Annotated in this window: 22 protein-coding genes, 8 tRNA genes and 1 rRNA gene; 30 read left to right on the top strand and 1 reads right to left on the bottom strand. The window is 47.0% G+C overall.

Going from position 1 to position 21,133, the window contains the following annotated elements; translation table 11 throughout:
- The first annotated feature begins 41 nt into the window (after nt 1–41).
- From AC4EHJ_RS12965 to AC4EHJ_RS12935, 7 genes are all read left to right on the top strand, one after another.
- Nucleotides 42–812: a hypothetical protein gene (locus AC4EHJ_RS12965; RefSeq protein WP_490976042.1), complete on the top strand. Its 771-nt coding sequence runs from the start codon at nt 42–44 to the stop codon at nt 810–812.
- Nucleotides 813–966: 154 nt separating this feature from the next.
- Nucleotides 967–2,037 carry a D-alanine--D-alanine ligase gene (locus AC4EHJ_RS12960; protein ID WP_490976041.1) on the top strand — a complete coding sequence of 357 codons (1,071 nt, stop codon included), beginning with the start codon at nt 967–969 and terminating at the stop codon, nt 2,035–2,037.
- 13 nt (nt 2,038–2,050) lie between these two features.
- On the top strand, nt 2,051–3,409 hold the full coding sequence (locus AC4EHJ_RS12955; RefSeq protein WP_490976040.1) for a UDP-N-acetylmuramoyl-tripeptide--D-alanyl-D-alanine ligase: 1,359 nt from the start codon (nt 2,051–2,053) through the stop codon (nt 3,407–3,409).
- A gap of 16 nt (nt 3,410–3,425) precedes the next feature.
- Nucleotides 3,426–4,124: an alpha/beta hydrolase gene (locus AC4EHJ_RS12950; RefSeq protein ID WP_490976039.1), complete on the top strand. Its 699-nt coding sequence runs from the start codon at nt 3,426–3,428 to the stop codon at nt 4,122–4,124.
- 334 nt (nt 4,125–4,458) lie between these two features.
- Complete coding sequence (gene cshA / locus AC4EHJ_RS12945) at nt 4,459–5,982, top strand: degradosome RNA helicase CshA (RefSeq protein ID WP_490976038.1); 1,524 nt, start codon at nt 4,459–4,461, stop codon at nt 5,980–5,982.
- A 631-nt stretch (nt 5,983–6,613) separates the two neighbouring features.
- Entirely contained in the window at nt 6,614–7,093 is a 480-nt protein-coding gene (locus tag AC4EHJ_RS12940) for a PH domain-containing protein (protein WP_490976037.1), read from the top strand.
- Nucleotides 7,086–8,630: a PH domain-containing protein gene (locus AC4EHJ_RS12935; RefSeq protein WP_490976036.1), complete on the top strand. Its 1,545-nt coding sequence runs from the start codon at nt 7,086–7,088 to the stop codon at nt 8,628–8,630. The genes AC4EHJ_RS12940 and AC4EHJ_RS12935 overlap by 8 nt, the downstream gene beginning before the upstream one ends.
- A 3-nt stretch (nt 8,631–8,633) precedes the next feature.
- On the opposite strand, the gene AC4EHJ_RS12930 is transcribed toward AC4EHJ_RS12935, so the two are convergent.
- Entirely contained in the window at nt 8,634–9,242 is a 609-nt protein-coding gene (locus AC4EHJ_RS12930; protein WP_490976035.1) for a rhomboid family intramembrane serine protease, read from the bottom strand.
- A 68-nt stretch (nt 9,243–9,310) separates the two neighbouring features.
- Between AC4EHJ_RS12930 and acpS the strand changes: the two genes are divergently transcribed.
- From acpS to AC4EHJ_RS12815, 23 genes are all read left to right on the top strand, one after another.
- Entirely contained in the window at nt 9,311–9,661 is a 351-nt protein-coding gene (gene acpS / locus AC4EHJ_RS12925; RefSeq protein ID WP_490976034.1) for a holo-ACP synthase, read from the top strand.
- Between the two features lie 17 nt (nt 9,662–9,678).
- A complete protein-coding gene (gene alr, locus AC4EHJ_RS12920) occupies nt 9,679–10,782 on the top strand; it encodes an alanine racemase (protein WP_490976033.1) in 1,104 nt (367 codons plus the stop codon).
- 99 nt (nt 10,783–10,881) lie between these two features.
- Nucleotides 10,882–11,166 (top strand): transcriptional regulator, encoded by a 285-nt coding sequence (locus AC4EHJ_RS12915; RefSeq protein ID WP_135504991.1) that lies wholly within the window; start codon nt 10,882–10,884, stop codon nt 11,164–11,166.
- 4 nt (nt 11,167–11,170) lie between these two features.
- Complete coding sequence (locus AC4EHJ_RS12910) at nt 11,171–11,521, top strand: type II toxin-antitoxin system PemK/MazF family toxin (protein WP_135504993.1); 351 nt, start codon at nt 11,171–11,173, stop codon at nt 11,519–11,521.
- 193 nt (nt 11,522–11,714) lie between these two features.
- Nucleotides 11,715–12,545, top strand: coding sequence for an RsbT co-antagonist protein RsbRA (locus AC4EHJ_RS12905; RefSeq protein ID WP_490976032.1), 831 nt, complete (start codon nt 11,715–11,717; stop codon nt 12,543–12,545).
- Nucleotides 12,542–12,904, top strand: coding sequence for an STAS domain-containing protein (locus AC4EHJ_RS12900; protein ID WP_106534565.1), 363 nt, complete (start codon nt 12,542–12,544; stop codon nt 12,902–12,904). The genes AC4EHJ_RS12905 and AC4EHJ_RS12900 overlap by 4 nt, the downstream gene beginning before the upstream one ends.
- Before the next feature lie 2 nt (nt 12,905–12,906).
- The gene (locus AC4EHJ_RS12895) at nt 12,907–13,308 is read left to right on the top strand and encodes an anti-sigma regulatory factor (RefSeq protein WP_135504997.1); all 402 of its coding nucleotides are present in this window, start codon (nt 12,907–12,909) and stop codon (nt 13,306–13,308) included.
- Nucleotides 13,309–13,319: 11 nt separating this feature from the next.
- The gene (locus AC4EHJ_RS12890; protein ID WP_490976031.1) at nt 13,320–14,321 is read left to right on the top strand and encodes a PP2C family protein-serine/threonine phosphatase; all 1,002 of its coding nucleotides are present in this window, start codon (nt 13,320–13,322) and stop codon (nt 14,319–14,321) included.
- A gap of 93 nt (nt 14,322–14,414) precedes the next feature.
- A complete protein-coding gene (locus AC4EHJ_RS12885; RefSeq protein WP_490976030.1) occupies nt 14,415–14,744 on the top strand; it encodes an anti-sigma factor antagonist in 330 nt (109 codons plus the stop codon).
- A 1-nt stretch (nt 14,745) separates the two neighbouring features.
- A complete protein-coding gene (gene rsbW / locus AC4EHJ_RS12880) occupies nt 14,746–15,216 on the top strand; it encodes an anti-sigma B factor RsbW (protein WP_135505003.1) in 471 nt (156 codons plus the stop codon).
- A complete protein-coding gene (sigB, locus tag AC4EHJ_RS12875) occupies nt 15,194–15,976 on the top strand; it encodes an RNA polymerase sigma factor SigB (RefSeq protein WP_490976029.1) in 783 nt (260 codons plus the stop codon). Before rsbW ends, sigB begins: the two co-directional genes overlap by 23 nt.
- Nucleotides 15,976–16,575 carry a PP2C family serine/threonine-protein phosphatase gene (locus tag AC4EHJ_RS12870; protein WP_490976028.1) on the top strand — a complete coding sequence of 200 codons (600 nt, stop codon included), beginning with the start codon at nt 15,976–15,978 and terminating at the stop codon, nt 16,573–16,575. The genes sigB and AC4EHJ_RS12870 overlap by 1 nt, the downstream gene beginning before the upstream one ends.
- A gap of 314 nt (nt 16,576–16,889) precedes the next feature.
- The gene (locus AC4EHJ_RS12865; protein ID WP_490976362.1) at nt 16,890–19,049 is read left to right on the top strand and encodes a Tex family protein; all 2,160 of its coding nucleotides are present in this window, start codon (nt 16,890–16,892) and stop codon (nt 19,047–19,049) included.
- A gap of 138 nt (nt 19,050–19,187) precedes the next feature.
- On the top strand, nt 19,188–19,640 hold the full coding sequence (locus AC4EHJ_RS12860; RefSeq protein ID WP_490976027.1) for a SprT family protein: 453 nt from the start codon (nt 19,188–19,190) through the stop codon (nt 19,638–19,640).
- Between the two features lie 212 nt (nt 19,641–19,852).
- Nucleotides 19,853–19,927 (top strand) — tRNA-Asn (locus AC4EHJ_RS12855).
- Between the two features lie 3 nt (nt 19,928–19,930).
- Nucleotides 19,931–20,002, top strand: a tRNA-Glu gene (locus AC4EHJ_RS12850).
- 239 nt (nt 20,003–20,241) lie between these two features.
- A tRNA-Met gene (locus tag AC4EHJ_RS12845) sits at nt 20,242–20,318 on the top strand.
- A gap of 3 nt (nt 20,319–20,321) precedes the next feature.
- Nucleotides 20,322–20,397, top strand: a tRNA-Asp gene (locus AC4EHJ_RS12840).
- A 5-nt stretch (nt 20,398–20,402) separates the two neighbouring features.
- Nucleotides 20,403–20,477: transfer RNA gene (locus AC4EHJ_RS12835), tRNA-Gln, on the top strand.
- A 120-nt stretch (nt 20,478–20,597) separates the two neighbouring features.
- Nucleotides 20,598–20,683: transfer RNA gene (locus AC4EHJ_RS12830), tRNA-Leu, on the top strand.
- 12 nt (nt 20,684–20,695) lie between these two features.
- Nucleotides 20,696–20,772: transfer RNA gene (locus tag AC4EHJ_RS12825), tRNA-Arg, on the top strand.
- A 33-nt stretch (nt 20,773–20,805) separates the two neighbouring features.
- Nucleotides 20,806–20,879 (top strand) — tRNA-Gly (locus AC4EHJ_RS12820).
- A gap of 167 nt (nt 20,880–21,046) precedes the next feature.
- Nucleotides 21,047–21,133: ribosomal RNA gene (locus AC4EHJ_RS12815) — 16S ribosomal RNA — on the top strand; the annotation flags it as partial.

Below are 21,133 nucleotides of genomic sequence, written 5' to 3'. Positions count from 1 at the left end.
AGATTGGTCGTATAATGAAAAAGGAGATTGGAGTGGGGGACATGGTCAAAAAACCGCTGAACGCGGATTATTATATACAGCATTTATACATTTATTTGAACGAAGCTGATCGATTCGCCATTTTCAGCGGTCTTACCTTCGCGCAATTTCTGGATGCCATGAAAATGCCGAAGAACCTCTTGCTGCTGAAACATAGCTATGATGATGCCTCTTTCAATATGCATACATATTTGGAGTTTGTCGCACAGGAAGAATTTTCACAACTTCGCAAAGGATTGGGCAATAAGAAAAGCGAATTTTGCTGGATCGACTTCAAAAATGAAAAGCAGCTGAATTCACTGTCTCCTCAAGAGCAGGCAGAACTTCTATATATTGGCCATAAAAAAGAAGCGGTGCGTCCGCCTTTTTACGCCACTTTACAAAACGAATTTGTCTACCTCTCAAGCGAAGAAGAGCAGACGACCAAGATATATTTCCGTTATATGGAACGGCTGAACGAATTGGTGGGCAATTATTTCACTCAAGTGATCCGCAGAGAAGCGAATGGCCAAAACTTTTGGCGTCGCAAATCCAAAGACCTGATACCGGAATTGCCGCTGGAACTTCTGAACACGCTGAAAAATGATTACCGTGAAGGCGTCTTGATTTCGCTTGCCGATCCGGAAAAAACGAAGAATACCATCGAACTGCACATCCGTTCGGTAGAAGAAATTTCGTTTCTCGATGAGTTCTGGTCGGATATTCAGGGATACATCAAACAGGACGTTGACCGCAAAATCGTCTTCGACCGCAAATTGAAGCAATGGAAGTAATGCTTGGTTCTAAGCATTGCTTCTTTTTTTGGCATCAGGCCGGAAAAAATTTTTCGTCTTCCACTGTTCGTGATAAACTAAGCATTATAAAAAAAGAAATCCATAGGGAAAGCGCCAAGGTGCCCAACAACTGGACAATAGCGGAGGTTTACTGATGAAGAAAAAGATCGGTTTATTATATGGAGGCAAGTCGGCAGAGCATGAAGTATCGCTTTCGACTGCCCGTGCGGTTACAAAAGCTTTGAATTTCGGAAAATACGAAGTATATCCGATTTATATAACGCAAGAAGGGGAATGGAGAAAAGGGTCCTTGCTCGAGGGGCCGGTTGATTCGATTGAACAGCTTCAAATCGGCCAGGGCGCATCCACCCCGAATGATATATCCGGCTTCTTACCAGCAGAAAGTGGACAAATTTTAGATGTTATCATCCCGTTGCTGCATGGACCGAATGGTGAAGATGGTACAGTGCAGGGCTTGCTTGAAGTAATGAACCTGCCGTATGTTGGCAATGGTGTATTAGCTTCGTCAGCGGGCATGGATAAAGTGGTCATGAAGCAATTATTTGAAATTGCTGGATTGAAACAAACCCCATACGTCTATTTTATCCGCAGTGAGTGGCAGAGGAACCAAGAAGCGCTAGTTGAGCGCATTGCCGCTGAATTGCAATGGCCAGTCTTCGTCAAACCTGCAAACCTTGGTTCGAGCGTCGGCATCAGCAAAGCGGACAATAAAGAAGAATTGGCTGCAGCAGTGGAAGAGGCATTGAAGTTCGACCGCAAAATCGTCGTCGAACAAGGCGTAACGGCGCGTGAAATTGAAATCGGTGTCCTCGGAAACGACCAGCCGGAATGCTCAGTTGCGGGCGAGATCAAGCCGCTAAAAGCGTTCTACGATTACCAAGCCAAATACAAAGACGGCAATACCGCAATGATCATTCCCGCTGAATTGCCGGAAAGCGTTTATGCGGAATTAGTGGAATCTGCGAAAAAAGCGTTTAAGATATTGGACTGCTCGGGGCTCGTCCGTGCAGATTTCTTCGTTACTGCTGAGAACGAAATCTTGATTAATGAAGTCAATACGTTGCCTGGATTTACGCCATACAGCATGTTCCCGCTATTATGGGAAAATACGGGGCTTGCTTATCCGGATTTGATTGAGCGTCTGATTGATTTGGCGATTGAGCGCTATAATGATAAACAGATGTTGCAAGTAAAAATAGATTGAGTGGAGACATTGTATGAAAAAGAAGATTGAGCAACTAGCCGAATGGCTGGATATAAAAACGAACTTTAAAGGCGTTGTTGTTACAGGGGTGTCGATCAACACAAGAACGTTGAAACCGGGCGATCTGTTTGTGCCGTTCCGCGGAGAAAATGTCAATGGCCATCAATATGTCCGCCAGGCTTTCGAAGCGGGAGCAGCAGTAAGCCTCTGGCAGCGCGATGAGCCGAATCCGCCGAAAGACGTGCCGCTATTGATCGTCGATGACTGCAAAATTGCGCTGCAGGAAATGGCGCGGTCTTACCGCAACGAATTGTCGACGATGGTCATCGGCATCACTGGCTCCAACGGCAAAACATCCACTAAAGATTTGGTGGCAAGTGTATTGAAGCCGTATTTCAAGGTGCAGAAAACGCAAGGCAATTTGAACAATGAACTGGGCTTGCCATTGACCATTTTGTCGCTCGATGAAGATACGAGGTTCGCCGTCCTTGAAATGGGCATGAGCGGCTTTGGAGAAATCGAATTTTTATCCCAACTGGCACGGCCGGACTACGCCATCATTACGAATATCGGCGAAGCCCATATGCAAGACCTCGGTTCACGCGAAGGCATCGCCCAGGCCAAGTTTGAAATCGTCGCTGGCATGGCAAGCCATGGGAAGCTTTTTTATGATGGCGATGAGCCCTTGCTTTTGCCGTTTGTTGAAGAATTCCCGCAGGCGGTTTCATTCGGCTTCGGTGAAAACAACGAATTGGCTGTCACGAACATCAAAGCTACTGAAAACGGCAGCAGCTTTTTGGTCAGCGGCATCATTGATGCAGCATTCACGATTCCAGTCCTTGGGGAACACCAGGTTAAGAACACGTTAGCTGCAATTTTAGTGGCGCTTGAAGCGGGGCTGACTGAAGAAGAAATTCGCCGTTCCTTGAAAAACGCGGCATTGACAGATATGCGCATGCAGATCATCCAAGCGGACAACGGCGCAACGTTCATCAATGACGCTTATAATGCAGCACCTTCTTCAATGGGAGCCGCATTGAACTTCCTTCGTGAGACGACGATGAAAGAAAACAAATGGCTGGTGCTTGGCGATATGCTGGAACTTGGCGACAATGAGCAGAACTATCATGAAGCATTGGCGAAATTGATTTCCGACGATATTTCGGGTGTCTGCCTGTTTGGCCACCGCATGAAGTGGCTGCGCGACAAACTCACGGTTTCGTTTTCTGGTGAAGTGATTTGGAGCGAAAACGATTATGCGCCAATCATCGAATTTCTAAAAGAACGCATCTCAGCGGATTCCATCATTCTGGTAAAAGGCTCACGCGGCATGGCGCTTGAAAAGGTCATCGAACCGTTTGCAACAAATTGAAATGGAGGAGAACGGTTTGAAAACTGGTGTCTTGTGCATCCACGGCTTTACGGGCGGTCCATATGAAGTTCAGCCGTTCGCTGATTTTTTAGAGAAACAGACGGATTGGAACATCTCGGTCCCCACTCTTCCCGGGCATGGCGACACGCTTGCGTTGAAAAATATGACAGCGGATAGCTGGCTGATGGAAGCAGAACTGGCTCTCCGTGAACTAAAGAAATCTTCCGACCGAATTATCATTGTCGGTTTTTCCATGGGCGGATTGATAGCGATGTATTTAGCAATGCGCTATAAAATCGACCGCCTTGTGCTGCTGAGTGCAGCGGCCAAATACATCAGCCCAGCGCAATTATTGCAAGAAGTCAAAGGCGCCTTATCGGATGCCGCGAAAATGCGCTTAGCAGAAAATGAGTTTTATAAGCGCTACCAATATAAACTCATCAATACGCCAATGTTGTCGACGCGGGAATTCCTGAAGGTCGTCAAACTGATCGAACCATATTACAAGAACATCCATATCCCCGCCTGCATTGTGCAGGGGATGAAGGATGGGGTGGTGCCGGTATCGGCTGCGGACTTTATCTACGACAATATCGCTTCTGAAGATAAACAGATCATCCGCTCAGAAACAGGGAAGCATATGATTTGTTATAGCGAGGACTGCGAGGATTGGTTCATGCGGGTTTTGGCATTTATGAAGAAAGGCACAGAGTAAACTGATTATTAGAACCTTTGCGTATTGATTGCAAGTGCTTAAAAATCGTGTTATTCTAATGAAAGCAATGGATACATTTTTGGAACGCTCTTCACTTGTGAAGAGTATTTTTTTGAGCAAAACGGTTTGTTCTACTTATTGGGCATCAAAACCCGCCGATCAGACCGCTCGGCAACGCCCGAGCTTTTTCTGTTCACACATCCCCTCTGACTTAAAACTACAGAGTATGATTTTCGACGTGAAACTTCCTCATAAAGGCTCGACTTTGTCACGATTTCATCTAAAATGTACACCATTTGTAAATAAGATGAAGACAAAAGGAGATTGAAAACATTTGGTAAAATTTTCAGAGTTAAATATTAGCGAAACCACTTTAAAGTCCGTAAAACGCATGGGGTTTGAAGAAGCAACACCGATTCAAGAAGGTACAATCCGTCTAGGTATGGAAGGCAAGGACATTATCGGACAAGCCCAAACGGGAACTGGTAAAACAACTGCATTCGGTATTCCATTGGTCGAAAAAATCGACACTAAAAACGGCAATGTCCAAGGATTGGTAATTGCGCCAACTCGCGAATTAGCAATTCAGGTTTCAGAAGAGTTGTACAGACTGGGCCAAGATAAAAACGTGCGCATCCTTTCAGTATACGGTGGCCAAGAAATCAGCCGTCAAATCCGTGCACTTAAAAACGGTCCACACATCATCGTTGGTACACCAGGACGCCTTTTGGACCATATCAACCGCCGTACGCTTAAATTGGACAATGTAAACACATTGATCCTGGACGAAGCTGACGAAATGTTGAACATGGGCTTCATTGAAGATATCCAAACAATCATGTCAAGCGTGCCAGATACTCGCCAAACATTGTTGTTCTCAGCAACTATGCCGGATGCTATCCGCCGCATTGCAGAGAAATTCATGAAGACTCCAGAAATCGTTAAAATCAAATCAAAAGAAATGACTGTTGAGAATATTGAGCAGTTCTTCGTTAAATCGGTAGAACGCGAAAAATTTGATATCCTTTCACGTCTTTTGAACGTACAACAACCAGAACTTGCGATCATCTTCGGACGTACAAAACGCCGGGTTGATGAATTGGCACATGCTTTGAACATCCGCGGCTATTTGGCTGAAGGAATTCACGGCGATTTGAGCCAAGCAAAACGTATGTCTGTTTTGAAGCAATTCAAAGCAAACAAAATCGACATCTTGGTTGCAACTGACGTAGCAGCTCGCGGACTTGATATCTCAGGCGTATCACACGTATACAATTTTGATATTCCACAAGATCCTGAAAGCTATGTCCACCGTATCGGCCGTACTGGCCGTGCAGGTAAAAAAGGAGTCGCAGTCACGTTTGTAACACCACGTGAAATGGGCTACTTGGGCATCGTTGAACGCACAACTAAGAAAAAAATGGAAGCTTTGATTCCTCCAACTGCTGATGAAGCTGTACTAGGCCAAAAACGCGTTGCTGTGGAACAATTGCAAGAAATGACTGAGAAAAACAACTTGGGCGACTACCGTGAATTTGCGGCAGAAATGCTTGAGAAGTTTGATGCTGTTGATTTGATTGCAGCGGCCCTTAAAACAATGACTAAAGAGCCGGAAGATACACCAGTATCAATTTCGGAAGAGCGCCCATTGCCATCCCGCGGAGGCGGAGGCTATAAAGGCAAAGGCGGACGCAGCAGTGGTGGCGGAGGCTATAAAGGCAGCCGTTCAACTGGATCAGGCCGTCCATCTTCAAGCCGTTCAGGCACTGGAGCTGGTGGATCTGGCGCAACAAGACGCCGTGAAGGCAGCACAAGCGGCGGAGGACGTCCAGGACGCACTCGCCGTCACGAATCTTAAGAAGAAAAAGCGTAAGTGCCGGTTCAGCTCCGACAGGCATAAGGCAGACCAGCGAAGTGGCGTTCTTTGCCACACAGCTGGGTTGACTTATGTCCCGAAGAGCTCGGCACTGGAGCTAGATTATAAGAAAAGCGTAAGCTGAAATAGAAGGCGAATGCGGAAACAGGAAACTGTTTTCGCATTCGTCTTTTTTGTGCTTTCAAACTGATGTACAATGGACTGAAACGCATCAATGCATGAATCGTATAGTAATATAGAGAGAAGCGAGAGTGGAGTACTTTTAAAAGGAGCTAAAATCATTATGTTGTGAAGTGGATTGGTATTCCGCAAACCAATCCCGCAAGCCTGTATGCTTCTGTCCCTATCGCTGCGTTGCTCTCTAGGAATCTGCTCTGTTTTACTACATATTAATTGCCAGAAACTGAAATGATTATGTCCTACACTATTTTATAAAGAAGTGGTTTATTTAGAAAGACCTTCGAATGAAGCGGCTCGGCGCTCGCCCGCGGAAAGCATCCGCCTGTCTCTGTCTCTGCAACGCTGCGCTAGCTTCGAGACATGGAAGTACGTTGGAACGAAATGAAAAGGCTATCGAAAGTTTACTGATAGCCTGAAAGATGGGGTGCAGCAAGTGAACAATCAACCAAAAAATCAAATTTCAAGAAAAGGGCTGACGGTTTGGCGGCTTTATGGCTTAATTGAAACGCTCGTCATTGCATTAGTGGCTGCAGGCTCCGCGGCATTAACTTATTTCTTTGAGTGGCCGGCCTGGCTTTACGCCGCATACGCCGGCATTATTGTACTTTTCGGGTTTTTGCTTATTTATCTGTTTCCGAAAATTCGCTGGCAGCGATGGCGCTACGAAGTGCGTGAGCAGGAAATCGAATTGCAGCACGGTTTGTTCATTATTCGCCGCACACTGGTGCCGATGGTTCGCGTGCAGCATGTTGATACGGCGCAAGGCCCTATTTTGCGCAAGTATAATTTGGCTGAAATTTCCATTTCGACAGCAGCAACAGTGCATACGATTCCGGCATTGATTACGGAAGAAGCGGATGAGTTGAGAGCCAGGATTTCTGTTTTGGCAAGGGTGGCGGAAGATGATGTCTGAAACCCGTTATAAACTTCATCCGTTGTCCGCATTTTTGAACTTCCTAAAAGCATTGAAAGAGCTGATTGTGCCATTTATCGTTGTATTCGGCGTGAATTTATTCAGAGACGGCGGCGTATCGGGGATGTTTACCCAAGGATGGCAAGGGCTGATCCCTTTTTTCGTCGGCATCGTTGTCGTGCTTTTCATGTTAGTGGCGGGAATTATCAAGTGGAAGCGCTTCGTTTATTGGTTTGAGGACGGAGAATTGCGCATCGAGTATGGCTTGTTCGTAAAGAAAAAGCGCTATATCCCTTTTGACAGGATCCAAAGCCTGAATTACACCGAAGGGATTTTCCATCGGCTGTTCGGTTTGGTCAAAGTCAAGGTTGAAACTGCGGGTTCCGGCAAAGCTGGAGAGTCAGAAGCGGTTTTGACTGCGATTAACCGCGAAGACGCCGACCGCATTGCAAGCAAGATGGAAGAAGCGAAGAGAGGTTTTCGTCAACAAGCGCCAAGTGATGAAGAAGTGCAAACTGCTCCCGTGGAAATGCCGGAGAAAAAAGGGGCGCGCGTTTTTTATCGCATGACGCTCAAAGAACTGGTGATTTTGGCGACGACGTCAAGCGGCATCGGAGTGGTGTTATCGGCTGTCGCGGTTTTCCTGTCGCAGTTTTCGGATTTGATTCCTTACGAAGCACTTTATGAAGAGGTTATGCTGTTCTTGCGTTTTGGCTATTTAATTGCCGTGTTGGCTGTCTTTATAGTGCTGGCGATTGCCTGGGTCATTTCCGTATTCCTGACGATTTTCGCGAATTACCAATTTACCATTCAGGCAGATGAAGACAATATCTACATTACACGCGGCTTGCTTGAGAAAAAGAAAATTTCGGTGCCGTTTAAGCGGGTGCAGGGAATCAAAATTTCTCAAAATCCTCTGCGGGAATGGTTTGGTTATGCAACGGTGACTGTAGAAAGTGCAGGTGGTTCGCTGGGCGATAAAGAGGAGAAAATCCGTCTTTTCCCGCTTGCTAAGAAATCAGTGATGCTGCCGGTGTTGTCGGAATTATTCCCGGAAACAGAGTGGAACCCGAAACTTACAGGCGCGCCAAAACGCAGTGTCCGTTTTTTCTATCGGCTCGATTTCATATGGCTGGCTCCGCTTATTGGGGCAATAGGCTATTTCTTTTACCCGTATGGGCTCTTTAGTCTGCTGCTGGTGCCGATTATCATTGGGCTCGGAGTGTGGCAGCATCGGACAGTGGGGTATGCGTTGATAGACAAGCAGTTGACGATGCAGTTTCGAGGCTTCAGCAAACATTCCTTCTATTTGATGAAGAGGCGTGTGCAGGCGGTTGATGTCACGCAAAGCTATTTTCAGCGGCGCAAGCAATTGGCTTCCATTGAGGCAACGATAAAATCCGGGATAATGGGCGCTTCCTCGCGCATCAATCATATGGATACAGGCGATGCTGAGCGCATCATGGCCTGGTACGAACCATCTAGCCGGCCGCTGCCGGAAGATGAAAAAAGTCAGCCGGAATATTTCTCCGGCTGACTTTTATTTTTTCGATTTCCAGCTGACGATCCTTTTTGGATGGAAATAGCTTAATCCAACAAGGAAACCGGTAATCATCCCTGCGATATGCGCAGTGGCATTAATATTCGGCGTCAAGAAAGTCATCACTATACTTATCACGATGATTGGCAGTATAATTTGTCTCAACTGCGGCAACGCGCGGCGTCCGTAATACAGCAATGCCGCGAAAGCGCCAAGAATACCGAAGATCGCGCCGCTCGCACCGACGTGCAAGTAGTCCAAGGGTTCAAGGAAATATGTAGCTACGGTACCAAAAAGCCCCGCCAATCCATAAACCGTCAAGAAGCGGACTTTGCCGGTCAGCTTTTCAAGTTCTGGTCCGAACAGGAACAACGAAAACATATTGAACAATAAATGCATAAAACTGCCGTGCAGAAACATCGGCGTGATGAATCTCCACCACTGGCCTTCAGCTATCAAATAATTGGCGCCGACACCGTAGCTGAAAATTAATTCGCCAATGATTGGCAGCCATCCTAGCACATGGATAATGATATTGATGGCAAGCAAGGTAGATACAACAGGATACATACGCAAATACTGCGAAAAACTTTCTGTGCGGATAAACATGTAGTCACCTCTTTTTCATACATGTTATTATACCTTTTTAAGGTTTGCGATTGAAAGGAGAAACATTTATGATTATTGGAATTGGTCTGGATATTGTCGAACTTGGGCGCATCCGGAGAATAGACGCCAAGTCGCCGAAGCTGCGCGAACGGGTTTTGACAACAAGTGAACTCACTGAATATGCAGCATTGTCCAGCACGCGTAAAACTGAATTTTTGGCTGGCCGTTTCGCGGCAAAAGAAGCGTTCGGGAAAGCCAATGGCACAGGCATCGGTGCATCCTGTTCTTTTCAGGATATTGAAATCCGCAAAAACGAAAAAGGGAAGCCCTGCTTATTTTATCAGCAGCGGGAAAATGGGTTGGTTTCGATCACCCACACAAAAGACTACGCTGCTGCACAAGTTCTTTTGCAATCTTAATCAATCGGGGTGAGAGTATGACGGAAAATTATCGGCCGACGAAAGCGGTCATTGATTTAAGCGCTATAGAAAAAAACCTGGCATCCTTCAAAAAAGGGCTGGGCGCTGCGGAAATAATGGCTGTCGTAAAAGCGGATGCCTATGGGCACGGCGTACTGGAAGTGGCGCGCCGGGCAGTAGATACGGGCATCAAAATGTTGGCGGTAGCGACGCCGGACGAAGCACTGTTTTTGCGGAACAACGGGTTTCAGGAAAAACTCCTTGTAATGGGGGCATCGCCCTCATCGTTTGTGCCAGTAGCCCAGCAAGAAGAAATTGCCCTGGCGGCTATTTCACTGGACTGGCTGAGCACCGCTTCAGCCGCCCAGAATCCGGAGTTTCTTCCATTGAAAATCCATTTGAAGATTGATACGGGCATGCGGCGTGTCGGCGTAGACGCAGAAGAGGCGGAAACAGCGATAGCGGAAATTCGGCGCCATTCGATGGTATTTGAAGGCATCTTCACCCATTTTGCTACCGCGGATGAGGAGACGGGAGAGTTGTTTGAACGGCAAGTCAAGCGCATGAAAAGAATCATCGGCCAGCTCGATGATCCTAATGTGTTGGTCCATGTATCGAATAGCGCGGCCTCGCTCATGCATCCCGATCTTGCTTATGGTGCTGTGCGGGTGGGGATTTCAATGTACGGAATCGCTCCTTCTGCCTATGTAGAAGAAAGAATGGCTTTCCCTTTAGTCCCGGCCATGAGCCTGGAAACTGAAATTGTCCATATCAAAAAGGTGAAAGCGGGAGAAGCCATCAGCTATGGCGGCACTTACCGCTGTGAAGAAGATGAGTGGATCGCTACATTGCCAATCGGTTATGCTGATGGCATGCTGCGCGGCCTCCAAGGGCAGGATGTGCTGGTGAGAGGCGAGCGGGCGCAAATTGTCGGGCGCATTTGTATGGACCAGTGCATGATCCGCGTCCCTGAAAAATTGCCGGTTGGAGAGAAAGTCCAGTTGTTCGGAAAACAAGGCAAAGAGGAAATACGCATCAATGAATGGGCAGATAAACTGGGCACGATTCCTTATGAAATCCCCTGTGTTTTAACGAAAAGAGTCCCGAGAGTGTATGTTTGAAAGTCCGAAATCCCAACAATGTCTTTTCACCAGCTATCTTAGATGTTAAGATGAAAGGGTGAGACATGAAAGAACGGTATTTTTCGGAGGTGTAGGGCTGTGTACGAGAAATCGAAGCCAAGAGAAGTGGTAGTGAAACTGCCTAAACAATTGATGTCAGAGCTGACAACACATTCAGATGAACGGTTTCAGGAGCGCGGCGACTATGTTTACGTTTCCACCCAAAGGGTAACCAAAAATATATACGATTCACATCATATTCGAGAAGCAATGATCAAAGGCTACGTGGAGATGTCACAAATCAATTTATCCATCGCTTGTGAATGTTCTCACGCGGAGTATGAAGCGGAGCACACGACCGTGCGACTCGTAAGCGGAGGTTGACAATTTGATTGTAAAACGTGGAGACGTTTTTTTTGCAGAATTATCTCCAGTGGTCGGGTCTGAGCAAGGTGGGACCCGGCCGGTGCTGGTTATACAAAATGATATAGGGAATCGTTTCAGCCCAACGGTGATTATTGCAGCGATAACGGCGCAGATCCAGAAAGCGAAATTGCCGACTCACGTTGAGATCAATGCCAAGAAATATGGCTTTGAGCGTGATTCGGTTATCTTGCTTGAACAATTGCGTACGATCGATAAATCCCGGTTGACTGATAAAATCACCCAGCTCGATGAAGCGTTAATGGAAAAAGTTGACGAGGCACTAGAAATCAGTGTCGGTCTTGTTAAGTTCTAAGCATACATACTCCGAAAACACCTGAAAGTTTATCCTTTCAGGTGTTTTTTCTATTATCCCGTAAGAATCTGTAGGCTTAACGACAAAAAAGATGTGAAAAAAACTTTTTTCCGATACAATATAAAGATAGATTATCTAAAATGTAACTGGATGTGTTCACTGCATGGAAGTTCAGGGAGGTTTACAACAGAAGATGAATAAGCAAATGGCTAGATATATTCAAGAAAATAACACTGAAATAATCGCCGAATGGCAGGAGCTTATGAAGAACGAAAAAAATGATCGTTCTTTCCAAGTGATGCCAACGGATTTGATGAACCAGACGAGCAAGGAATTCGCGGATCTGATGGTGTCGAATCTTTTAGAGAGCCACCAGGCTTATGAAACCCGCTTAAACGATTTTGCAGAAAAAGTAGTACGCCTTGGCTGGTCGATGACGTTTGTTACTAAAGCGATCGATCATTTCTCCGAAGTGGTTTTTGAAGGGATGGAAAGAGCAGGACTCATTACGCAGGAGAATTTCCGCGACTTCTTCAAAGAATTCAATAAATGGATCATCCCGATCCGCGACAGCACAGTTGCTGCCTATTCAAAAACATGGGAGCGTACTGTAACCCTGCAGAAAATCGCTTTGCAGGAATTGTCGGCATCATTGATCCCTGTATTTGAAAAAGTGTCGGTCATGCCGCTTGTCGGAACAATCGATACGGAACGCGCGCGCCTAATTATGGAGAACTTGCTCGAAGGCGTTGTGAAGCACCGCGCGGAAGTGGTCCTTCTGGACATCACCGGTGTACCGGTAGTTGATACGATGGTGGCGCACCATATCATTCAAGCTGCAGACGCTGTGCGGTTAGTCGGCGCGAAATGCATGTTAGTGGGAATACGGCCTGAAATTGCCCAAACGATTGTTACGCTGGGCATTAATTTGAATGAGTTTACGACTACAAGCACGTTGCAGCGTGGTGTAGAACAAGCACTCGCTTGGACCAATCGCAAAATCGTGGAGGTTGATGAACAATGAATTTTCGGATTCCAATTTTAAAACTAAGAGATACATTGATCGTTTCCATCCAGTGGGAATTGGATGACCAGACAGCCATCCAATTTCAGGAAGATCTATTGAATAAGTTGCACGAAACAAGCGCGCGTGGAGTTGTGATTGATTTAACATCTGTTGATTTCATCGATTCGTTTATCGCAAAAGTCTTAGGGGACGTCATTAGCATGTCAAGCCTAATGGGAGCGCGAGTAGTTATTACCGGTATTCAACCAGCAGTGGCTATCACTTTGATCGAATTAGGAATTCGACTTGAAGATGTTATGACAGCCCTGGATCTAGAAAATGGGCTGGATAAACTTCAACTGGAATTGGAGGCTTAATAATGAGCAACCAGTCTTCGGTGGAAATTTTAACGGAATGGGATATTGTTGCAGCACGGCAGCTCGGGCGCAATGTTGCAAAAGAGCTGGGTTTTGGCACTGTCGATCAAGCGCGTATAACGACGGCGATCAGCGAACTTGCCCGCAATATTTATTTATACGCTGGACAAGGGAGAATTGAAATTCAACAATTGATGGAAAATGGCATCAAGGGAATTTTGATCATCGCTGCCGACCAGGGGCCCGGAATTCCCGACATCCGTAAAGTGATGGAAGACGGATTTTCTACTTCTGGAGGATTAGGTGCAGGATTGCCAGGCGTCAAACGGTTAATGGATGAATTTAAGATTGAAACGATCCCGGGAGAAGGGACAGACATAAGAGCTACGAAATGGCTTCGATAGGGGGGGCACATATGGTCCACAAAATCGAAAATCAATACAAAGAGATTTTAAATCAGTATATGCAGCGCCAGTCAGAACAGAATTTGTATGTCGGCCAGAATTTCAGCAGGCAGCTTATTTCTGAAAACATTTCTCCGGAAGAAGTCATCAGCGTCCATAAGGCGGCGATGCAGGAAATTTACAAAGACTTACCTGAAGTGGTTTGGCACTCTTTTGATTTCCTGGTTGAAATGATGATTAACTACGGCCTTGCTTTGCAGGAGCGTCAAAGCCTCTTGCAGCGGCAGGAAGAAATCAGGGTGGAGATGGACTTGGCGGCAAATGTTCAAGAGACTTTGCTGAAAACGAAATTGCCTGCCTTGGATGGCTTGGATATTGGTCTGTTATCAATTCCCGCACGGAAAATGAACGGGGACTACATATACTTCATCAGTGACGCAGAAGGCCATGCCGGAATCGCCGTTGCAGATGTTATCGGCAAAGGGCTCCCGGCCGCCCTCTGCATGTCCATGGTCAAATTTGGCATGGATAGCCTCAATCATTCACCCGCAAATCCTTCCGAGGTTTTGGGTGTCATCAACCGGGTCGTTGAGAAAAGCATCGACGATTCGATGTTTGTTTCCATGTTCTATGGCAAATACGACGCGGCGAGCGCGCAAATGACATATGGTTCGGCCGGGCATGAGCCGGCTATCCTGTATCGTGCGAAAACCAATGAGTTCAGTGAATTATACGCCAAAGGCCTTTTACTGGGCGTATCGCCTTCTGCGGCATATGAAGAGCATACGGTCCAACTTGAAGAAAATGATATGGTCATCATGATGACGGACGGCGTGACGGAAGGCCGGACGGATCAAGGGTTTATCGAGCGTGAAGTCATTTTCGAAATGATTGAAGAGAAAAAGGATGAACCGGCTCAAGTGATCGTCCAGTATGTTTACGACGCGCTTGAACGCATGCAGAATGCCGTGCTGTCGGACGACTTTACGTTGGTGATTTATAAAAAAGTCTGAAGTATGTTTAAAAACCGCCGGAAGGTGGTAATTAGACTTACGATGGCTTTTTTAATTTAATGAAATATTGATAAAACAGGGGTGTCATAATAGATGAATATTCAAGTTGAGCTAGAAGAATCAAACAATACATTAACAGGTTTTATCCGCGGCGAAATCGACGCGCACACAGCGCCTGTTCTCCGTGAAAAACTGGAAATGCATCACCATAAAGAAGGTTTGAATGCAGTGTTGGATCTTTCCGGCGTTGATTATATGGACAGTACTGGATTAGGGGTTTTCGTGGCATTCTATAAGTCGGTAAATGCTAAAGGCGGACATGTGAAGCTGAAAGGTCTCTCAACACGTTTGAAACGTTTATTCGACATTACTGGTTTGGGCGAAATCATGGACATCGAATCAGTTGGAAAAGGTGGTAATTGATATGCGTCCTTTCGATTATGTTGAAATGAGAGTGCCTGCAAAATCGCAATATGTCGGTGTGGCCCGTTTGACGATTTCGGGATTAGCAAGCCGCATTGGTTTTACGTTCGACGATATTGAAGATTTGAAAATCGCTTCAAGTGAAGCGGTGACGAATGCAGTCCAGCACGCTTATTCCGAAGGCGAAGAAGGCGAAGTTGTCATTGGCTGTGCGCTTTACGGCGATAAGATTGAAATTATGGTAGCGGATCATGGCCAAAGTTTCAATTTTGAAGAAACAAAGGCGAAAGTAGGTCCTTATCACGATCAGGAGGAAGGGGCTTTTCTTCGCGAAGGAGGCCTTGGCCTATACTTGATCGAAACTTTGATGGATGAAGTAAAAGTCCATCATCAGGAAGGCGTCACGGTCTTCATGACTAAGTATGTTGGAGGAGAGCAGGTGGAAGAGGATGTCGAAACGATCTCATCCTAATCAGCCGACCAAAGAGCAGGTGCTTGAATGGATCGAGGCTTATCAACAAACGGAAGATGAAGAAGCACAGACAATGCTTGTCATGAACTACAAGCGGCTGGTGGAATCAATAGCGCGCAAATATTCAAATGGTAAATCTTACCACGAAGACATTGCGCAAGTCGGGATGTTAGGGCTCCTCGGAGCAATTCGCCGCTATGATCCATCTTTCGGCAGGAGTTTTGAAGCTTTCGCAGTGCCGACAATTATCGGCGAAATCAAGCGTTTTTTGCGTGACAAAACTTGGGCGATCCATGTTCCACGCCGTATCAAGGAACTTGGACCCCGCATCAAATCAACTGTCGAAGTCCTGACCCGGGAACTTCAGCGTTCTCCGCAAGTGTGGGAAATCGCGGAATACCTGGATGTGGAAGAAGACGATGTGCTTGAAGCAATGGAGATGGGCAAGAGTTATCAGGCCTTGTCTATGGACCACTCTCTTGAAGCTGATTCCGATGGCAGTACCGTGACTTTATTTGACGTTGTAGGGCAAGAGGACGATGGCTATGAAAAAGCGGATCAGCGCATGCTTGTAGCGAATGCGATGAATGTGCTTTCTGAACGAGAAAAGCAGATCATCCAGTATACCTACATAGAGCAGCTGAGCCAGAAAGAAACCGGTGATAAGCTGGGGATTTCTCAAATGCACGTGTCTCGTCTGCAACGCAAAGCGATTAAAAAATTGCAAGAAGCCATTTTGGCTGCCGGTGGAGTATCCTAGTGGAGACTATAAAACACCATTACGTTGAAGCTTGTATCTTTAATGAAGCAAAACATGGTAATTATGAATCCGGCGACAGCTACCATACTGTACTGACGGACGATTATTTCATTTGCTCAGTAGCCGATGGACTCGGGAATGGCCCCGTGGCGCGTGAATCGTCGCAGGTCATTCCGCAAATTCTAGAGCAGTATCACCACGAATCGATCGACTCCCTCATGGGGCGTTTCAACGATTTGATGGTGCAAAAAAGAGGCGCGGCAGTTGCAATTTTCAAAGTGGACTTCAAAAAGAAGACGCTGGAATACACTTGCGTGGGAAATATCCGATTCTACCTTTACCGTAAAGGGACGGATGAAATGATTTATCCATTGCCGGTAATGGGGTATTTATCAGGACGCCCACAGAAATTGCGCACCCAACTCTACACTTACGTTGAAGATGACTTGTTCCTTATCCATTCTGATGGAGTGGAATTGCGGAATCCGAAAGTGATGATGAGACGGGCGGGAATTCCTGAGCGCCTTTATTACGATATTCTCCGAGAAATCAAAACAGGCGACGACGCCACGTTCATAGCAGGGAGCCTCCTCAAATGAGTAGGCTTCTTTTTTTATGGTAAAATAAGAAAAGCACAGGCACCTGTTCTGCCCAGACAAGCGCTGGAAGCCTTGCCGATCATGGCGCTTTTTGCCATGTTCGGAAAGGCTGAAGCGACCTCGAGGGGCAAGGTGCCGGAGCTGGACAGTAGAAAAGCACAGGCACCTGTTCTGCCCCGACAAGGCTGAAGCGACCTCGAGGGGCAAGGTGCCGGAGCTGGACAGTAAGAAAAGCGCTAGCATCTGTTTAGGCGCTATAAGCTGATTGAATTTTATCCGTTTTCAAGGAAATGAAGGAGAGTGTTTTTGTGGACATGCAGAAAATCCATGCGTTGATTGCCAAAGAAACCAGCGTTCGCGCAGATCAGGTCAAACAAGTTATTGAGTTATTGGATGACGGCAATACGGTTCCGTTTATAGCCCGTTACCGCAAAGAAGCTACCGGTTCACTTGATGAAGTGCAGATTAAATCGATTGAAGATCGTTATACATACATACAGAACCTGGAGCAGCGGAAAGTGGAAGTTATCCGTTCAATCGCTGAACAGGAAAAAATGACAGATGAGCTGGAAAAGGCGATTCAATCGGCAACGGTATTGCAGCGCTTAGAAGACCTTTACCGGCCATATAAGCAAAAACGACGGACGAAAGCAACAATCGCGAAAGAGAAGGGACTTCAACCGTTGGCGGATTGGCTCTTGTCAGCATCAACCGGCGATGTGTTGAAAAAGGCCGCTGAATTTGTCGCTGCAGAAACCGGAGCAGCCACCGCGGATGAAGCGATTCAAGGCGCACAGGACATTCTGGCGGAATTATTTGCGGATGATCCGGATATTCGGGAAAAGGCACGTTACATGACGCGCAAAGACGGCGAGATTTTAACGGCCGCCAAAAAGAGCCATGAGGACGAGAAGCAGGTCTTCGAAATGTATTACGACTACGAAGAAGCGATTAGCAAAATCGTGCCGCACCGTATTTTGGCAATTAACCGTGGAGAGAAAGAAGACGTCCTTCGCGTATCAATCCAGCCGCCGACCGACCGGATTGTGACATTGATGAAAAACAAATGGGTTAAATCGAGTGTCCCGTCTGCAGAATTCGTGGCACAGGCGATCGAAGATGGTTACAAGCGCTTGATCCAGCCTTCAGTCGAACGTGAAATCCGCACCGAGCTCAGTGAAAAAGGGGAAACTCAAGCAATCCACATCTTTTCAGAGAACTTGCGGAATCTCTTATTGCAGCCGCCAATGAAAAATAGAATGGTACTTGGGGTCGATCCGGCTTACCGCACCGGCTGCAAACTAGCGGTCATTGATGAAACGGGCAAGTTATTGGAAGTCGCGGTCATTTACCCGCATGCTCCGAAAAATGACCAAGCGGGAGCGAAGCGGACGATGAAAGCCCTAGTATCGAAATATCCGATACAGATCATGGCGATCGGCAACGGCACGGCTTCGCGTGAAACGGAACAATTTGTTGCGGACTTTCTCGCGGAAACTGATGCGGACATTTCGTATGTCATTGTCAACGAAGCGGGAGCGAGCGTTTATTCTGCATCTGAAGTTGCCCGCACGGAGTTCCCGAATCTCCAAGTCGAAGAGCGCAGCGCCGCTTCTATTGCCCGCCGTTTGCAAGATCCATTGTCAGAGCTTGTGAAAATCGATCCGAAAGCGGTGGGCGTCGGGCAATATCAGCACGATGTCTCTCAGAAAAAACTGGCGGATCAATTAACATTCGTTGTGGAAACAGCGGTCAACCAAGTTGGCGTCAATGTCAACTCAGCTTCTGCGTCTTTATTGCAGTACGTTGCTGGGCTAAGCAAGACGGTCGCTGAAAATGTCATCAAGGTGCGGGACGAGAACGGGCGCTTTACATCACGTGCCCAGTTGAAGAAGATTCCGCGCCTGGGGGCTAAAACGTATGAGCAAGCCATCGGATTTCTGCGGATTCCTGAAGGCAAGAACCCGCTGGACGCCACGGGTATCCATCCGGAAAGCTACGCTGTAGCGGAAAAGTTATTGGAATTGGTGGGAGCAGGCAAGAACGAAGTCGGCACACCAGCAACTGCAGAGAAATTATCGGTTCTACAGCTGGCTGAGCTGAGCGAGAAGTGGGGCGTCGGAGAAATCACGTTGCAGGATATCCTGGATGCGCTGAAAAAGCCGAACCGCGATCCGCGTGATGAGTTCCCGCAGCCTTTATTGAAAAATGATATCTTGAAAATGGAAGATCTCCTGCCGGGCATGGAAGTTCAAGGCACCGTACGGAACGTTGTCGATTTCGGAGCGTTTGTCGACATTGGCGTGAAGCAGGATGGGCTCGTCCATATTTCGAAATTGAAAAAAGGCTTCGTAAAGCATCCGCTTGACGTAGTGGCTGTCGGTGATATCGTCACCGCTTGGGTCGAGAAAGTCGAGAAAGACAAAGGGCGTATTGCCTTAACAATGCTGCAGCCGAAAGATCAGACAGAATAATAAAATATAGTTCAAAGAGCCGTCAATCGACCGGCTCTTTTTTGCTGATTTTTTATAAAAGCTGTGCTATGCTCGGTAACATTCAGGTGCAGGAGAATTGCAGGACGAACACATAACGATTTTAATAAGGAGTTAGCCATGACCAATCAGGAACTGACCGAGCTTATCAAAGAAATCTCCAACGACTTTTTCCGAAAGCCTTTCCGCCACGAGGGAGTTTTCAATTCGCGTTTGCGCACGACAGGCGGCAGGTATTTATTGCGTTCCCATAATATCGAAATCAATCCTAAGTCATATGAAAAATTCGGCTATGCCGAATTGGAAGGCATCATAAAGCATGAGTTGTGCCATTACCACCTCCATTTAGAAGGGCGCGGCTATAAACATCGCGATGCGGACTTCCGGGAATTGCTGAAAAGGACGGGATCACCGCGGTTTTGTTCCGCAGTTGTGCCACGGGCGAATCAGCGTGCGGCCAAACGCTATATTTACGAATGCATTGCGTGCAGCACGGAGTACCAGCGCAAAATCCGGATGAATGTCGAACGTTATCGCTGCGGCAAGTGCTCCGGAAAACTGGCGATAAAATAATGTGGCATTGCTGAATGGCGATTAGGAATCCGGTGTTGGGCCGATAAATCCCTAGAGTGGAAAACGGGATTGCGTCTCCGGTGGATTACATCAGCCTGGAGCGCCATTTTGCTGCCGAAAAAGATGTGGGAAAATAAGTGTTGACGATTCCCTAAAGCCTCTTTATAATAGAAAAAGTCGACAAGTACTTAAACAGCACTTGGCAGCACTATTCCGAAGTAGCTCAGTGGTAGAGCACCGCACTGTTAATGCGATGGTCGTAGGTTCGAGTCCTACCTTCGGAGCCATTCGGCCCCTTGGTCAAGCGGTTAAGACACCGCCCTTTCACGGCGGTAACACGGGTTCGAATCCCGTAGGGGTCATTTCTTTTATACATAAGCAAGCGAGTGGGTAAGAGAATTAACATCGAAGCAGGCGCAAGCCGATGCAGGTGTCCATTACGAAACAAGCGTAAGAGAAACAAAGTATTACTATATTATTGTCGCGGGGTGGAGCAACAAGCCGTACGAAGACGGCGCAGTAACACCGAAGCAGCCAAAGGCGATGCAGGTGTCCATTACGAAACAAGCGTAAGAGAAACAAAGTATTACTATATTATTGTCGCGGGGTGGAGCAGTTCGGTAGCTCGTTGGGCTCATAACCCAAAGGTCGCAGGTTCAAATCCTGCCCCCGCAACCAAATGGTCCCGTGGTGTAGCGGTTAACATGCCTGCCTGTCACGCAGGAGATCGCCGGTTCGATCCCGGTCGGGACCGCCATTTATTGGGGTATAGCCAAGCGGTAAGGCAACGGGTTTTGATCCCGTCATGCCCTGGTTCGAATCCAGGTACCCCAGCCAATTTTAACTTGAAGATAATTGAATGCCAGCTTGAATTGCGGCTAAGGCAAATCGAAAAACAACATTGACTTAATATCTTGTATGTTGTACAATAGAATTTGTCCTTAAAAATAATTTAATGCGGTCGTGGCGGAATGGCAGACGCGCTAGGTTGAGGGCCTAGTGGGAGAAATCCCGTGGAAGTTCGACTCTTCTCGGCCGCACCATATCGCTTATAAGCGCCCGTAGCTCAATTGGATAGAGTACTTGACTACGAATCAAGCGGTTAGAGGTTCGAGTCCTCTTGGGCGCGCCAATTTCATTCTTAAGTTATTTCCTTCTATTATATGCGGGTGTAGTTTAGTGGTAAAACCTCAGCCTTCCAAGCTGATGATGGGGGTTCGATTCCCCCCACCCGCTCCAAATTTATTACATGAACCTTGAAAACTGAACAGCAAAACGTCAACAACACGCAACGGCCGCGCAAAACGGCCCGCGCAAAACTTACTGATCAGCATCACGCAGATCAAAGCGAATCGTGCGTCTTCGGACGGCGATCGCCAGCAGTATTGAGCAATCAACACTACTCTATAATGGAGAGTTTGATCCTGGCTCAGGACGAACGCTGGCGGCATGCCTAATACATGCAAGTCGAGCGGAACGTCGGGAGCTTGCTC

Source organism: Planococcus sp. TJ-301 (assembly GCF_058268475.1).
Note: the sequence above shows the minus strand (reverse complement) of the source record. Positions and strands in the feature narration are given on the sequence as shown.

Excerpts from the sequence above, each read along its gene's own strand:
- AC4EHJ_RS12965 (WP_490976042.1), top strand. The coding sequence starts at position 42 with ATGGTCAAAAAACCGCTGAACGCGGATTATTATATACAGCATTTATAC.
- AC4EHJ_RS12960 (WP_490976041.1), top strand. The coding sequence starts at position 967 with ATGAAGAAAAAGATCGGTTTATTATATGGAGGCAAGTCGGCAGAGCAT.
- AC4EHJ_RS12955 (WP_490976040.1), top strand. The coding sequence starts at position 2,051 with ATGAAAAAGAAGATTGAGCAACTAGCCGAATGGCTGGATATAAAAACG.
- AC4EHJ_RS12935 (WP_490976036.1), top strand. The coding sequence starts at position 7,086 with ATGTCTGAAACCCGTTATAAACTTCATCCGTTGTCCGCATTTTTGAAC.
- AC4EHJ_RS12930 (WP_490976035.1), bottom strand. The coding sequence starts at position 9,242 with ATGTTTATCCGCACAGAAAGTTTTTCGCAGTATTTGCGTATGTATCCT.
- acpS (WP_490976034.1), top strand. The coding sequence starts at position 9,311 with ATGATTATTGGAATTGGTCTGGATATTGTCGAACTTGGGCGCATCCGG.
- alr (WP_490976033.1), top strand. The coding sequence starts at position 9,679 with ATGACGGAAAATTATCGGCCGACGAAAGCGGTCATTGATTTAAGCGCT.
- AC4EHJ_RS12905 (WP_490976032.1), top strand. The coding sequence starts at position 11,715 with ATGAATAAGCAAATGGCTAGATATATTCAAGAAAATAACACTGAAATA.
- AC4EHJ_RS12900 (WP_106534565.1), top strand. The coding sequence starts at position 12,542 with ATGAATTTTCGGATTCCAATTTTAAAACTAAGAGATACATTGATCGTT.
- AC4EHJ_RS12895 (WP_135504997.1), top strand. The coding sequence starts at position 12,907 with ATGAGCAACCAGTCTTCGGTGGAAATTTTAACGGAATGGGATATTGTT.
- AC4EHJ_RS12890 (WP_490976031.1), top strand. The coding sequence starts at position 13,320 with ATGGTCCACAAAATCGAAAATCAATACAAAGAGATTTTAAATCAGTAT.
- AC4EHJ_RS12885 (WP_490976030.1), top strand. The coding sequence starts at position 14,415 with ATGAATATTCAAGTTGAGCTAGAAGAATCAAACAATACATTAACAGGT.
- rsbW (WP_135505003.1), top strand. The coding sequence starts at position 14,746 with ATGCGTCCTTTCGATTATGTTGAAATGAGAGTGCCTGCAAAATCGCAA.
- sigB (WP_490976029.1), top strand. The coding sequence starts at position 15,194 with ATGTCGAAACGATCTCATCCTAATCAGCCGACCAAAGAGCAGGTGCTT.
- AC4EHJ_RS12865 (WP_490976362.1), top strand. The coding sequence starts at position 16,890 with ATGCAGAAAATCCATGCGTTGATTGCCAAAGAAACCAGCGTTCGCGCA.
- AC4EHJ_RS12860 (WP_490976027.1), top strand. The coding sequence starts at position 19,188 with ATGACCAATCAGGAACTGACCGAGCTTATCAAAGAAATCTCCAACGAC.